Consider the following 13935-nt stretch of genomic DNA (forward strand, 5'->3'; position numbering starts at 1 on the left):
TGGGGTGTGACACTTCGTTGTTTAGAGTCCTGCGCGTCGGTTCGCTCGTGCCTGCTGCTGGAGTGAGACGTCGATACGACCGTCAGCGACGACCGCCATCGTCCCGATCAGGGCGTTGTTGGCGTCCTTCACGGTGATGCTCGCCGGCACGTGTTCCACCACAGTCCGTTCGACCACAATGGTTTGCGGTGCGGACGGTGCGAAGTTACTCGCCTGCAGGCCCGGCGAGTACATGCCCGCGTTGATCTGCTTCAGTAGCCCCCGGTGCTTTCTGGCTTCAGAGGCACGGATCACTTCTTCACCGCGTGAGAGGCGCACGAGCACCGAGTCGGACGTTCCCGTGCCGCGTCCGAACACCGTCCCAGAGGCGATACCGCCTCCGATACCGGGCACGAGACCGCCGGCCGCCAGACCGATCGTCCCGCCACTGGCGTAGCCAATCGTGCCCCCGTTCGCGCGCATGTGCACGCCCTTTTCGCCTTCGTACCGGATCCCGATAGTGGTCTCCCGGTATCGGGCGAGGTTGTTGAGCGCGTTTTCCGCGTCCTGCGCGCCTCGAAGGAGCACGTCAATGTCCTTCTGATCCGGCATCGCAAGGATCTTGTCCGTGAGTTTCTGCGCTTCGTCAGCGCTCCCGGTAAGAGCCAGCGCAGTGTCGTAGATCTGCTGACGCCCAGCAGATAGCCGCGCCTCGAAGTTAGCGGCAGCCGTAGTCGTTCCCAGAGTCTTCGACTCCAATTCAAACTGCGCCTTAGTCCCCGTATGTAGTTTTTCAGAACAGGGTGTTCTGGTCCTCCATGCCGCGCATCGCGTCGTAGTCGAGGAGGAGGCACCGGATCCCCCGGTCCTCGGCGAGGGTGCGCGCCTGTGGCTTGATCTCCTGCGCCGCGAACACGCCGCTCACCGGCGCGAGCTTCGGATCCCGGTTCATCAGCTCGAGATAGCGCGTGAGCTGCTCCACGCCGTCGATCCCGCCGCGTCGCTTGATCTCGATGGCGACCGAGGCGCCCGAGGCGTCCCTCGCGAGGATGTCCACCGGGCCGATCGCCGTCATGTACTCACGGCGCACCAGGGTGTGCCCCTCGCCGACCAGCTCGATCTGATCGGCGAGCAGCTCCTGCAGGTGCGCCTCGACGCCGTCCTTGATGAGCCCCGGATCGACGCCGAGCTCATGGGAGGAGTCGTGCAGGATCTCGTACAGCGACACGACGAGCTTGTCCGCCGTCTTCTGATGGGTGACCTGCCACGCCTCGACGATGCCCGCCGCCGTCTGCTCCTCGTCGAGCTCCACCGCCGTGAGCGTGCACGGCGGGCTCATCCAGTTCAGCGGCTTGTAGGAGCCGCCGTCCGAGTGCACGAGGACGCTGCCGTCGCTCTTGAGCATGAGCACCCGGCGGGCCCGTGGCAGGTGCGCCGAGAGGCGACCCGCATAGTCGACGGAGCAGTCAGCAACAACGATTCGCACTCGCCGTAGTCTAGTGTCCCGCGCCCGCGCTTCGCTGCCGGGCGGAGGCCGCCGCGAAGACCACGTAGACACCGAAGGGCAGCAGCGCCCAGAACGCGGTGAGCAGGCCCACGTGCTCGCCGAGAAAGCCGAACGCCATCGGCCCGAGCAGCATGCTGCCGTAGCCCAGAGCCGAGACCGCCGCCACATCGCGGGCGGCCGTCTCCACGCGGTCCGCCGCCGCCGAGATGCCCGTCGGCCAGCCCAGGCTCGTGCCCACGCCCCACAGCACCACGCCCACGATCACCAGCGGCGTGCCCGGCGCCAGGATCGTCACCACGACCCCGGCCATCGCGAGCGCCGCCGAAGCCCGCAGCACCCCGCTGCGGCCGAAGCGCAAGATGAGCGGCGAGCCGATAAGCCGCACCAGCATCACCGCGGCGAAGAACACGCTGAGCATCGCCGCTCCGAGCTGGTTGCTCACGCCGTGCCCGTCGACGAGTGCGAGCGGCAGCCAGTCGCTCGCCGTACCCTCGAACAGGCCGAAGGAGAGCGTCATCACGCCGATGACGACGATACGGGGATCCCGCCACGGGGTAGAGGCTCGGGCCGGGCCGGCACCCGCAGCCGCCGCGGACGCCGGAACCTCGCCCTCCGGTGCCTCCGGTGCCCCCGGGCCTCCGGCCGCACCTGCGCTCGCCCCCTCGTCCGTCCCGGATGCACCGCAGCCGCTTGCCGGAGCACCCCGCCGTCGCTCGGCCGCGATCCGCGCCGCTCGCTCGTCGCGCGGGAGGGCCGGTAGCAGGGCGAGGAGCACGACCGCCCCGCCCACCATGACGGCGAGGAAGTGCAGCGGCACGGGCACCCCCGCCGCCTCCGCGGCAGCGCCGATCCCCGTCGCGGCGACCGCGCCGAGACTGTAGCCGCCGTGCATCAGCGGCATCCGGGGGCGGCCCAGCGCCCGCTCCGCGTTCGCGCCGCTCACATTCATCGCGACATCGCAGACGCTGAATGCGAAGCCGTAGCCGAAGAGCACCGCGAGACCCGCAGGCAGCGCCCCGGCCAGGATGATCGCCGCCGCCGCCGGGAGAGCCAGCGCCGCCAGGACGGCGAAGACGGCGAGCGTGCGCCGCGGCCCGAAGCGCTCGATGAGCCGGCCCGAGATCGCGAGGCCGGCGACGCTGCCGACCGCGAGGCAGAGACCGTAGACGCTCATCTCGCTGGGCGTGGCGCCCAGCTCATCGCGGATCGCGGGGATGCGGCTCAGCCAGGTGCCGAAGCCCAGGCCCACCACCACGAAGATGACGGTGACGGCACCCACCCAGCGCCCGGCCTGGACGCGCTCCGCCGAGGACACTCGTTGCACGGATCGAGTCTAGAGGCCACGCCGGGCTGCCCGGAGCGCAGTGGCGCCAGCCGGAAGCGCTCCTTCGCTCGGCGCCCTCACGCCCCCAGCACCATCCAGCGCTCGCCGCGGGCGCGCAGCCCCAGGGTGACCGCGCGCGCCAGCATGAACACGATGGTGAACCCCGCCGTGAGCGCGACGAGTGCCGCGGTGCCGCTCGGCACGAGCACCGTGAGCGCCCACAGCGCCGGCACGTAGACGGCGAGGTTCACCAGGCTCGTCCAGGCCAGGTACCGCGCGTCCCCACCACCCATGAGCACCCCGTCGAGCACGAACACGAGGCCACCGAGCGGCAGCGAGATCCCGAGCACCAGGAGCGCAGGCGGCAGGATCGCGAGCACCCCGGCATCGCTCGTGAACACCCGGCCGATCACGGGGCTCCCGGCCGCCAGCAGCAGGCCGAACACCGCCCCGCAGCTCACGCCCCAGAACACGGTGCGCCGCACGATCAGCCGGACCCCCTCGGGATCGCGGCGACCCAGTGCCTCGCCCACCAGCGCCTGGGCGGCGATGGCGAGCGCGTCGAGCGCGAACGCCGCCGTCGAGAAGACCGTGAACACCACCTGGTATCCCGCCGTGGCCACCGTGCCGTGGCTCGTCGCGGCGAACACGGTCGCCAGCAGCGCCGCACGCAGCCCGACCGTGCGCACGAACAGCCAGCCGCCGCTGCGGCTCGCGTACAGCACGCCGTCGCGCCGGGGAAGCAGGCTCGAACCGGCCCGGCGCACGTGCCGCGCGATCACCGCCGCGTACACGAGGACCATGCCCCACTGCGCCACCACCGTGCCCCAGGCGCTGCCCGCGATGCCCCAGCCGAGCCCGTAGATGAACCACCAGTTGAGCAGCGCATTCGCGGTGAAGCCGAGCACGGCGACCGCGAGCGGGGTGCGCGTGTCGAGCAGTCCGCGCAGCAGGCCGCTCGCGGCGAACACCAGCAGCATGGCCGGGATCCCGAGGCAGGAGACGCTCAGGTAGGCGAGCGCCTGCCCCGCCGTCGCGGCGTCGACGCCGAACGACGCCACGAGCGGCCCGCTCACCGCCCACAGCAGCGCGCCCACTGCGATCCCGATCCCGAGCGCCAGCCACAGGCCGTCGACCCCGGCCTGCACCGCTCCGCGCAGATCGCCCGCCCCGCGGCGGCGCGCCACGAGCGGCGTGGTCGAGTAGGCGAGGAAGATCATCAGCCCCACCGCGGTCTGCAGGATCGCCGCCGCGACCGCGAGGCCCGCGAGCGGCGCCGCGCCGAGGTGCCCCACGAGGGCCGAGTCGACCACGAGGAACAGCGGCTCCGCGATGAGCGCGCCGAGCGCCGGCACCGCGAGGTGCGCAATGCTGCGGTCGACTCTCCTGCGTTCCTGCATGCGCATCACGCTACCGGTGACCCGGGACATTCGCGGCGGGAAGCCGGGACGGGACACTAGGGTGGGGGCATGACCAGCGCAGTGCTCAGCTCAGGCATCGACCTCGCAGAACTCGACCCCGCGATCCGGCCGCAGGACGACCTCTTCCGCCACGTCAACGGCAAGTGGATCGCGCGCACGGAGATCCCGGCCGACAAGGCCCGATACGGCTCCTTCGCGGTGCTCGCCGAGAACGCCGAGGAGGCCGTGCGCGACATCATCACCGGCACCAGCGCGCCCGCTCCCGGGCTCATCGAGGGGGGCGCGGATCGTGAGGCCGACAAGGTCGCCGCGCTCTACGCGAGTTTCATGGACGTGGAGCGGGCCGACGCGCTCGGCGCGAGCCCCATCGCGGGCGATCTCGACCGGGCGCTCCGTGTCGCCTCGGTTCCCGAATTGATCGCGCTGGTCGGCGAACTCGAACGCCAGGGCCTCGGAGGCTTCTTCGGCATGTTCGTCGACAACGACCCCGGCGATCCCTCGCGCTACATCGTCTTCGTCATGCAGGGCGGGATCGGGCTGCCCGACGAGTCCTACTACCGTGAGGAGCAGTTCGCGGGGATCCGCGAGCAGTACCGCGCCCACATCGCCCGCATGCTGCGGCTCGCCGGCATCGCCGAGGGCGAGGCCGAGCACCTCTCGGCGCTCGCCTACGATCTCGAGCGCCGCATCGCCGCCGCGCACTGGGACAAGGTCGCCAGCCGCGACATCCAGAAGCTCTACAATCTGCGCACCTTCGAGGGCCTGCGCGAGATCACCCCCGGGCTCGACTGGCCCGCCTACCTCGCCGCCATGGGCGCCCCGCAGGAGGCCTTCGCCGAGGTCGTCGCCGCCCAGCCCGAAGCGCTCGCCGGCCTCTCGGAGCTGCTCGTCGAGGACGAGCTGGAGAGCTGGCGGGCGTGGCTCGCCTGGTCGATCGTGCGCGGATCCGCGGCGCTGCTCTCGCAGGAGATCTCGCGCGCCAACTTCGACTTCTACGGCACCGCGCTCACCGGCGCTCCCGAGCAGCGCGAGCGCTGGCGCCGCGGCGTCTCCTTCGTGGAGGGGGCGATGGGCGAGGCCGTGGGCCGGCTCTACGTCGAGCGGCACTTCGACGAGCGCTCCAAGAGCGCCATGGACGAGCTCGTCGGGCACCTCATCGAGGCCTACCGCGACTCCATCCGCCAGCTCGACTGGATGGGCCCCGAGACCCGCGCCCGCGCGCTCGACAAGCTCGACCGCTTCACGCCCAAGATCGGCTACCCGGTGAAGTGGCGCGACTACTCGGCGCTCGCCGCCGACGCCGGCGATCTGCTGGGGAACTCGCGCCGCGTCGCCGAGTTCGAATTCGCACGCGAACTGGGCAAGGTGGGCAAGCCCATCGACCGCGACGAGTGGTTCATGACGCCGCAGACCGTCAACGCCTACTACAACCCCGGCTTCAACGAGATCGTCTTCCCTGCGGCGATTCTGCAGCCGCCCTTCTTCGACGCCTCGTGGGACGCCGCCGCGAACTTCGGCGCGATCGGAGCGGTCATCGGTCACGAGATCGGCCACGGCTTCGACGATCAGGGCTCCCGCTACGACGGCGACGGCAAGCTCACCGACTGGTGGACCGAGGCCGACCGGGAGGCCTTCGAAGCGCGCACGAAGGCGCTCATCGGCCAGTACAACGCGCTCTCGCCGGAGGGCGCCGAGGGCCAGACCGTCAACGGCGAGCTCACCATCGGCGAGAACATCGGCGACCTCAGCGGGCTGGAGATCGCCTGGAAGGCCTACCTGCGCTCCCTCCACGGCGCCGAACCGCCCGTCATCGACGGGCTGACGGGCGCCGAGCGCTTCTTCCTCGCCTGGGCGCAGGCCTGGCAGCAGAAGTCGCGTCCCGAGGAGACCGTGCGGCTGCTCACCATCGACCCCCACTCGCCCAACGAGTTCCGCTGCAACCAGATCGTGCGCAACCTCGCCCCCTTCCACGAGGCCTACGCCACGAAGCCCGGCGACGGCCTCTGGCTCGCCCCCGAGGAGCGCGTGAGCATCTGGTAGACCCGCCAGCCGCTCCGCCGGCGCGATCCAGCCTCGCGCACTGCCCCCGCACCCCTCCGGATGCGGGGGCAGCGCGTATTCCGGTGCTCGTCGATGCCGTGACGCGGCGGGCGTGCGCTGGCCGGCCGGTGCCGGTCGGTGCCGGGCGCGTGCCGGGCGTGCGGAGCCTGGGCTAGACTCGCGGGCAGTGACACGGGGTGCCGCCCAGCGGCTGAGATCACACCCGTCGAACCTGATCTAGTTCGTACTAGCGAAGGGATGTTGCTCGTGAGCGACCCTGATTTCCGCACGCCCGAGGAAGCCGGCCGGGTCTCCGGCACCGCTGAGCCACCGTCAGGCCCGCCCGCAGCGGCCCTCGCCGCAGCGGCGGCCGCACGGCTCGCGGAGCTGCGGCTGCGCGAGCCGCTGACGCACAGCATCACGAACAGCGTGGTGACGGGTTTCACCGCGAACGCGCTGCTCGCGCTCGGTGCCTCCCCGGCGATGGTGGACATCGCGGGTGAGGCCGGCGTGTTCGCGGGTATTGCCGACGGCGTGCTGCTCAACCTCGGCACCCCGGCGCCCGAGCAGCGCCGCGCCATGCGGGAGGCCGTCGCCGGAGCCGCCCGGGCCGGAACGCCGTGGGTGCTCGACCCGGTCGCCGTCGGCGCGCTGCCGGTGCGCACCGCCCTCGCGGCTGAGCTCCTGGCGGCTGGCCCCGCGGCCGTCCGCGGCAACGCCTCCGAGATCCTCGCACTCGCCGGCCGCGGCGGAGGGGGCCGCGGCGTGGACTCCGCGGACGGGCCCGATGCGGCGCGCGAGGCCGCGCTGACGCTCGCGCTCGCGCATGACGCCGTCGTCGCCGTCTCCGGGCCCGCGGACCTCATCACGGACGGTGCGTCGATCGTGCGTGTGGAGAACGGTCACCCGCTGCTGACCCGGGTCACCGGCGGGGGTTGCGCGCTCGGGGCGGTGTGCGCGGCGTTCCTCGGCGTGCGCGGCGACCGCCCGGCGCTCGAAGCGGTGGTCGCCGCGCACCTCGTCTACGGCCTCGCCGCCGAGCGGGCGGCCGAGGGAGCCGCGGGGCCCGGGAGCTTCGCCGTTCGCTTCATCGACGCGCTGGGCGCGCTCTCACCGGACGAGGTGAGCGCCGGGGCGCGGCTGCGCGTCGCCGCGGCGCGGACCGCGGGGGAGGGGCGGGCGTGAGGCTCGAAGTCATGCTGGTGACCGACCGCGCACTGTGCGGCATCCGCGGGGTCGGCGAGACCGTGCGGCGCGCCGTCGACGGGGGCGCCGGAACCGTGCAGCTGCGCGACAAGCGGGCCGGTGCCGGCGAGCTGCTGCGGCAGGCCGAGCAGATCGCCGGCGCCATCGACGGCCGGGCCGCGTTCGTCATCAACGACCGCCTCGACGTCGTGCTCGCGGCGCGCGAGCGCGGCATCCCCGTCGACGGCGTGCACCTGGGGCAGGGCGACGTCGACGTGGTGCGCGCCCGGGACGCACTCGGCCCTGCCGCCGTGGTCGGGCTCACTGCTCACACGCCGGCCCACCTGGCGGCGCTCGCCGCACTGCCGCGAGGCACCGTCGACTACCTGGGTGTCGGCGTGATCCGGCCCACCAGCACCAAGCGCGATCATCCGCCGGCCATCGGCGTCGCCGGCTTCGCGCGCTTCGCAGCCGCCGCGCCCGTGCCGTGCGTGGCGATCGGCGGAGTCCGTGCGGCGGACGCCGGAGCCCTCCGCAGAGCGGGGGCGGCGGGCCTCGCGGTGGTCTCGGCGGTGTGCGCGGCGCAGGATCCCGAGCGTGCGGCCCGCGAACTGCTCGCGGCCTGGCGGAACGCGGGTGCCGGCCACGCGAACGGAGCCGGCCGATGAGCCGGCAGCAGCGCATCGTCAACGTCCTGTCCGTCGCCGGCACCGACCCGACCGGGGGAGCCGGCATCCAGGCCGATCTGAAGGCGATCGCCGCGGGCGGCGGTTATGGCATGGCCGTGGTGACCGCGCTCGTCGCGCAGAACACCCGGGGCGTGCGCGCGGTGCACGTGCCGCCGATCCCGTTCCTCACCGCCCAGCTCGACGCCGTCTCCGATGATGTGCGCATCGACGCCGTGAAGATCGGGATGCTCGCGAACGCCGAGGTGATCGGGGCCGTCGCCGCGTGGCTGCGCCGGGTGCGTCCCCCGCTCGTGGTGCTCGACCCGGTGATGATCGCGGCGAGCGGTGACGCGCTGCTCGACCCCGAGGCGGTCACGGCGCTGCGCGGGCTGATCCCGCAGGCCGGGCTGATCACGCCGAACCTCCCCGAGCTCGCCGTCCTCGCGGGCGCGGCGGGCGCCGGCGCCGCCGGGCCCGCGGACACCTGGGAGGCCGCGCTGGAGCAGGCTCGCCTGGTGGCTTCCGCCCACGGCGTCCGGGTGCTCGCGAAGGCGGGCCACCTGCCGGGGGAGCGCACGCCGGATGCACTCGTCACCCCCGAGGGCGACACGATCGAGTTCCCCGGGGTGCGGATCGCGACACGGAACACGCACGGCACCGGTTGCTCCCTCTCTGCGGGCATCGCAACCCGGGTGGCGCGTCACGGCGGGGACTGGGTGCGCGCGGCGCGTGAGACGAAGGCGTGGCTGCGTGAGAGCCTCGCCGCCGCGGACACCCTCGACGTCGGCGGCGGCAGCGGACCGGTGCACCACTTCGCGGGGCTCTGGGCGCGCGGCGGACTTCACACGGCGCCCGAAGCGCAGCAGAACCGCGCGGTGCGCGGGGACGGCGGTGCCGGGCGGCGGGACGATCAGCCGGCGGGCGCGGCCGCGGAGGTCACGGTCGGCAGGCTCGATGCGGGCCCCAGGCGGTCGCCGTCGCAGTAGCCGAAGCCGAAGCTCCGGAAGGGCCAAGCGTAGAACAGGGGGGTGCTCGCCCGTCCCTCGGCGTCGAGTTCGATGGGCGTCCACAGCCGGGTGGACGGCCGTGCGCAGACGGAGGCGCCGGGAATGCCGCTGAAGCCGACCACGAAGGGCGGAAACACCCCCGGCGCACCGGGGTCTTCGGGCCAGGCGCTCAGCTCCGCCTCGGGCGCCGAGAGCGAGAAGGAGACCCGCTGCGGAGGCTCCCCCGGGAGCGCCGCCTGGCTCACCACGGCCGTGTGCGCGCCGACGGGGAGGGGGAGGCTCGCGAGGTCCGCCTGCCACGCGCCTCCGGTGTCGGCGTGGACGTCGAGACGGTGTTCCCCGAGGGTCACGGCGACGGCCGAGCCGGGTTCGGCGGTGCCGACGAGCCGTGGCGCCACCGAGCCGCCGCGCGTGTCCCGGGCCTGCACCGTGAGCGTGGCGGGGGGCGATCCGGGATCGGGGTCCGGCTCGGGATCGGGACCCGGCTCGGGACCGGGATCGGGATCCGGCTCCTCCGTCGCGGGGGTGCCGTCATTGCCCGGCTGGGCGTCCGAGCCCGGTGCCCCGCTGTCCTGCGAGGGCCCCGCGCCGTGCGGAAGGGCCGAGGGAGACCCGTCGCCGTCGGCGGGAGCGTCCGTCGCGGGGCTTGGCTCCGCCGCCCGGGCTGATCCGGGGCCTGCGCCGCCGGGTGCGGGACGGGCCGGCTCCGAGACGGAGGACGGGCCCGGGGCGGAGCCCGGCAGGGGGTCGGGGAAGGCGAGTGACACGATCAGTGCGGCGATGCCGACGCTCGCCGCGGCGGCACCGCCGAGCAGGGCTGTGGCGCGCAGCGGGCGCAAGCCGACGGCGGCGTGGGCGGCCGTGGCGCCGCCGGGGATCGGCAGCAGGCCGGGGCTGAGCGGCAGCGCCGCGGCGAGCAGTACGAGCAGGCCGCGCCGTCCGCCGAGCCTGCGGTCCTCGCGTCGCAGTTCGTCGCGCAGGGCCGTGCACTCCGGGCAGTCCCGCAGGTGCGCGTCGAGGGTGCGCGCCCGCGGCCGGGGCAGGGATCCGCGCACGTAGCGCGGAAGGGCCTCGGCCACCTCCGGATGGCTCGCGACGTCTGCGGGCGGCAGTTTGTGGCGCAGCCATGAGAGCCGGAGCCCCTCACGCGCTCGGCGCAGTGTCACCGAGACGGCGTTGGGGCTGAGCTCGAGCTGCTCGGCCACGCGTGCCCGTGGCGCGTCGTCGACCTCGCTGAGCCACAGCACCCGCTGCCAGCGCTCGGGAAGCGCGCGGAACGCGGCGACGATCTCGGAGTGTTCTTCGGCTCTGAGCACGGGCTCGTCGCTCGCGGCGGTGGGCTCCCCGTCGAGCTCGACGTTGGTGAGCTGCCACTGCTGTTCACGGTAGCGCCGTGCCGCGATGTTGCGGGCGACGCGCAGCAGATAGGGGCGGAACGCCTGCTGCGGGCCGACGCCCCGCTGCAGCTGTTCCCAGAGGGATTCGAAGGCTTCGGAGACGACGTCCTCGGCGTCGGAGCGTGCGAAGGGGCGCACCACCCGCTCGGCCACGGCGGCGTGGCGTCGCCAGAGTTCAGCGAATGCGGCACGGTCCCCGGATCGGGCGGCCAGCAGCAGTTCGGCTTCGTCGTCGGCGTCGGGTGCCGGGGGCGTGCCGTCCGGCGCTGTTCGCCCGTGATCGTGCGATGCGTGCGCGGGCGCGTCGAACGGTGCCGGGGTGCTCCGCCCACCGTCCGCCGTTTCCCGATCCCCAGAGCTCATGCCGCTCCCTGCCTCCCTGCGCTGTGTGCGACGCTGCGGGCGCTCACCGCGGGCGCCGCCCGAGAACATGTGCGCAGGGGGAGGAAAATGTGACGGGCCGGAGCGCGCAGCGCGGGCAATTCCCAGGGATTCTTCAGCTTCACGGAAAAAACGAGGATCTCGCGTCACTTTTCTCCCGTCCCCCGCACATATGAGGCGGGAAGGCACTCCCCGCCACCGCCGCGAGGCGCGTGGCCGCCTTCTCACCCCTGGCGGTCGCCGCTCCCCGGCGCCCGCGCCGGGCGGGCGCACTCCCCGTGCCCGCCCGGCACCCACTCGGGCGTGCGGCGCTGCTGCCGGGCGTCCACGTCGCGACCGATATCCGGTGACGCGGTCCAGGGGTGCGAGTCAGGGTGCCGCGCGAGCGAGTCAAGCCGGCGCGCGGCAGATGTATCACAGTTCGATAACGGAAGCCGGCCGGGTGTCACTTTTCCCGCAGCGCCGGCACGTGTCAAGCGGAGGCCGATCCCGGACCTCCGTATGCCAGGAGTGAATCCCGCGAGCTGCGGTGGTTCGGGAAAGGAGACGTTCACGTGGCTGAACGTAATAAGCAGCGCCGCTTCGCGGCCGCGATCGGGGTGGCTGCCGCAGGCCTGCTCGCCCTCACCGGGGTGGGGACCGCCGCGCATGCGGCGCCCAACGACTACGGCAACATCGACGCCGACCGCCAGGGCTCGCTCACGGTGCACAAGTACCTGCACCAGGACGGCGGCACCGAGGGCGACGTCAGTGAGACCCCGGCCGACGGCGACTTCTCGGACCCGGTCGCCGACGTGGTCTTCACCGTCTACCCGCTGCTGCAGAACGGCGAGCCCATCGACCTCACCGTCCCCGGCAACTGGGACCAGCTGAAGGACCTCACCCCGGGAGACGCGTGCACCGCCCCCGCGGGCTTCACCCTCGGCACCCCCCAGGCGCTTCCCGCGACCGACGCGGCGGGCACCGCGACCGCCGCCCTCCCCGTCGGCGTCTACCAGGTCTGCGAGACCTCGGCCCCGCCGAAGATCGTCGACCGTGCGATCCCCTTCATCCTGGCCATCCCCATGCCGCACGAGAACGGCTGGGTGTACGACGTGCACGCCTACCCCAAGAACGGCGAGGGCGAGATCGTCAAGTCCGTCGAGCCCCAGCAGAACACCGGGCTCGGCTCCACCGTGCGCTTCCCCGTGACCGTGCCCGTGCCGACGATGGCACAGAAGTGGACCGCCTTCGCGATCCGTGACACGCTCGACACCCGTCTCACGCCGGTCGCTGCGGCCGACATCGCCGTGACGGTCGACGGCGCCGCACTCGACCCCTCCTTCTACGAGGTCACCATCGAGGGTCAGCAGATCACGATGAACTTCACCGCCGCGGGCGTCGCATGGCTCAACGAGGGCCCGGGCGCACAGATCGGCAAGAAGATCCAGGTCGTGTTCGCCGGTGTGGTGAACGCCCCCGGTGACGGGACGATCCCCAACCGGGCCGAGCTGTGGACCAACAACCCCGGCTTCGATCCCGACGTCACGCCGCCGCTCCCCTCGAACGAGGTGCGCACGCACTGGGGCGCCCTCGAGGTGCAGAAGCGGGCCGACGGCACGAGCGGCACCGAGGGCCGCCTGAACGGTGCGGTCTTCGAGGTCTACAACGCCGCCGACCCCTACGCCGCCGACTGCTCGCAGGCCGAGGCCGCCGGCGATCCGATCTCCGTGCAGGGCGAGACCCGCTTCACCTCGGCCGGCACCGGCGTGATCTCGGTCTCGGGCCTCTTCGTCAGTGACAGCGTGCAGGCCCCCGTGGATGCGGAGCAGCGCTGCTACGTGCTGAAGGAGGTCGCGGCCCCCGCGGGCTACGTACTCCCGGCGGAGCCCTTCACGGGCGTCGCGGTGCAGGCGGGCCAGACCGCCGTCTCCGACAACGTCGAGATCATCAACACGCAGCAGGAGGTGCCCGAGCTGCCCCTGACCGGTGCGGCCGGCCAGGTGCTCCTGATCGCGGGCGGGGTGGCGGCGATCGCCATCGCACTCGGCCTCGTCCTGATGAACCGCCGACGCGGCTCGGTCGAGCGCTGATGCTCCTCGCGAGCAGCGCGGTGCGGCGCACGCGCCGACGGTGGAGGCCCAGCGCCCTCACCGTGTGCATCGCGCTGCTCGCGATCGGCGGGCTCGTGGCCGGGCTCTACCCCATGAGCGCGGCCTGGCTGTCGGCCTACAACCAGTCGCAGGTGGTGCGCGGCTACACCTCCGATCTGGCAACGGTGCGGCCCTCGGCCGAGCAGCAGCTCGCCGAGGCCCGCCGCTACAACGAGGCGCTGAGCGCGGGGGTCGTCCTCGGCCGCAACGCCTCGGTGCCCGTCGGGGACGGCTCCCTCGCGGACGCGTCGCCCGACTACCAGCGCATGCTGCGCGCGAACGCCGAGGGCACCATGGCCAGGGTCAAGATCCCGAGCATCGACGTCGACCTGCCGATCTACCACGGCACGAGCGACGCGGTGCTCGACCTCGGCGCCGGTCACCTGGAGGGGTCGCACCTCCCGGTCGGCGGTCCCGGCACCCGCTCGGTCATCACCGCGCACCGGGGCCTCGCGAACGCGACGATGTTCAGCAACCTCGACCGGGTGCAGCTGGGAGACACCTTCACCGTCGAGGTCTTCGGCGAGGTGCTCACCTACCGCGTCCGCGAGACGCGGGTGATCGCGCCGGAGCAGACGGACACCCTTCGTGCGGAGCCGGGGGAGGACCTCGTGACCCTGATCACCTGCACCCCGCTGGGCATCAACACCCACCGGATCATCGTGACGGGCGAGCGGATCACCCCCACGCCCGAACGGGACCTCCTCTCGGCGGGCGCTGCGCCCACCGTGCCGGGCTTCCCGTGGTGGCTGGTGTACGGCTCGGCCGGGCTGGCACTGGTCGCCGGCTACGTGGTGTGGCAGGGCGCCGCCGACGCGCGGGCGGGACATCGGAGGGGAAGCGGCACATGAGCCGAGAGATCGAAGAGCAGGGACGCCAGGAACGTGGGAACGG

Annotated in this window: 11 protein-coding genes and 1 riboswitch; of the genes, 6 read left to right on the forward strand and 5 right to left on the reverse strand. The window is 72.9% G+C overall.

The window, feature by feature from the left end; genetic code table 11:
- Window positions 1–21 precede the first annotated feature (21 nt).
- The 4 genes from B4915_RS01665 to B4915_RS01680 all read right to left on the reverse strand — a co-directional run bounded on the left by B4915_RS01665 (window position 22) and on the right by B4915_RS01680 (window position 4210).
- The gene (locus tag B4915_RS01665; protein WP_105804106.1) at window positions 22–738 is read right to left on the reverse strand and encodes a hypothetical protein; all 717 of its coding nucleotides are present in this window, start codon (window positions 736–738) and stop codon (window positions 22–24) included.
- Between the two features lie 34 nt (window positions 739–772).
- Window positions 773–1465, reverse strand: coding sequence for an endonuclease NucS (gene nucS, locus B4915_RS01670; protein WP_105804107.1), 693 nt, complete (start codon window positions 1463–1465; stop codon window positions 773–775).
- A 10-nt stretch (window positions 1466–1475) separates the two neighbouring features.
- Window positions 1476–2810, reverse strand: a complete 1335-nt coding sequence (locus B4915_RS15005; RefSeq protein WP_281258180.1) for an MFS transporter — start codon at window positions 2808–2810, stop codon at window positions 1476–1478.
- Window positions 2811–2887: 77 nt separating this feature from the next.
- Window positions 2888–4210 carry an MATE family efflux transporter gene (locus tag B4915_RS01680; RefSeq protein WP_105804194.1) on the reverse strand — a complete coding sequence of 441 codons (1323 nt, stop codon included), beginning with the start codon at window positions 4208–4210 and terminating at the stop codon, window positions 2888–2890.
- 69 nt (window positions 4211–4279) lie between these two features.
- Here B4915_RS01680 and B4915_RS01685 point away from each other — a divergent pair, with 69 nt between their 5' ends.
- The 4 genes from B4915_RS01685 to thiD all read left to right on the forward strand — a co-directional run bounded on the left by B4915_RS01685 (window position 4280) and on the right by thiD (window position 9110).
- Complete coding sequence (locus B4915_RS01685) at window positions 4280–6271, forward strand: M13 family metallopeptidase (protein WP_105804109.1); 1992 nt, start codon at window positions 4280–4282, stop codon at window positions 6269–6271.
- 183 nt (window positions 6272–6454) lie between these two features.
- A riboswitch (TPP riboswitch) is annotated at window positions 6455–6547 on the forward strand.
- On the forward strand, window positions 6539–7456 hold the full coding sequence (gene thiM / locus B4915_RS01690; protein ID WP_105804195.1) for a hydroxyethylthiazole kinase: 918 nt from the start codon (window positions 6539–6541) through the stop codon (window positions 7454–7456). Its footprint overlaps the riboswitch before it by 9 nt.
- Window positions 7453–8124 (forward strand): thiamine phosphate synthase, encoded by a 672-nt coding sequence (gene thiE, locus B4915_RS01695; protein ID WP_245907291.1) that lies wholly within the window; start codon window positions 7453–7455, stop codon window positions 8122–8124. The genes thiM and thiE overlap by 4 nt, the downstream gene beginning before the upstream one ends.
- Window positions 8121–9110, forward strand: coding sequence for a bifunctional hydroxymethylpyrimidine kinase/phosphomethylpyrimidine kinase (gene thiD / locus B4915_RS01700; RefSeq protein ID WP_105804111.1), 990 nt, complete (start codon window positions 8121–8123; stop codon window positions 9108–9110). Before thiE ends, thiD begins: the two co-directional genes overlap by 4 nt.
- On the opposite strand, the gene B4915_RS01705 is transcribed toward thiD, so the two are convergent.
- Complete coding sequence (locus tag B4915_RS01705; RefSeq protein WP_181158424.1) at window positions 9035–10891, reverse strand: sigma-70 family RNA polymerase sigma factor; 1857 nt, start codon at window positions 10889–10891, stop codon at window positions 9035–9037. The genes thiD and B4915_RS01705 overlap by 76 nt on opposite strands.
- Window positions 10892–11463: 572 nt before the next feature.
- Between B4915_RS01705 and B4915_RS01710 the strand changes: the two genes are divergently transcribed.
- Together B4915_RS01710 and B4915_RS01715 are read left to right on the forward strand one after the other, a co-directional pair.
- Entirely contained in the window at window positions 11464–12981 is a 1518-nt protein-coding gene (locus B4915_RS01710) for a SpaH/EbpB family LPXTG-anchored major pilin (RefSeq protein WP_105804113.1), read from the forward strand.
- Entirely contained in the window at window positions 12981–13892 is a 912-nt protein-coding gene (locus B4915_RS01715; RefSeq protein ID WP_105804114.1) for a class C sortase, read from the forward strand. Before B4915_RS01710 ends, B4915_RS01715 begins: the two co-directional genes overlap by 1 nt.
- Window positions 13893–13935: the final 43 nt, after the last annotated feature.

The sequence above is a fragment of the Leucobacter massiliensis genome (assembly GCF_002982315.1).
Classification (GTDB): Bacteria; Actinomycetota; Actinomycetes; order Actinomycetales; family Microbacteriaceae; genus Leucobacter; species Leucobacter massiliensis.

What these genes read in the sequence shown, in the direction of transcription:
- B4915_RS01680 (WP_105804194.1), bottom strand. Translation starts at nt 4,210, where the DNA reads ATGCAGGAACGCAGGAGAGTCGACCGCAGCATTGCGCACCTCGCGGTG.
- B4915_RS01685 (WP_105804109.1), top strand. Translation starts at nt 4,280, where the DNA reads ATGACCAGCGCAGTGCTCAGCTCAGGCATCGACCTCGCAGAACTCGAC.
- thiD (WP_105804111.1), top strand. Translation starts at nt 8,121, where the DNA reads ATGAGCCGGCAGCAGCGCATCGTCAACGTCCTGTCCGTCGCCGGCACC.
- B4915_RS01705 (WP_181158424.1), bottom strand. Translation starts at nt 10,891, where the DNA reads ATGAGCTCTGGGGATCGGGAAACGGCGGACGGTGGGCGGAGCACCCCG.
- B4915_RS01715 (WP_105804114.1), top strand. Translation starts at nt 12,981, where the DNA reads ATGCTCCTCGCGAGCAGCGCGGTGCGGCGCACGCGCCGACGGTGGAGG.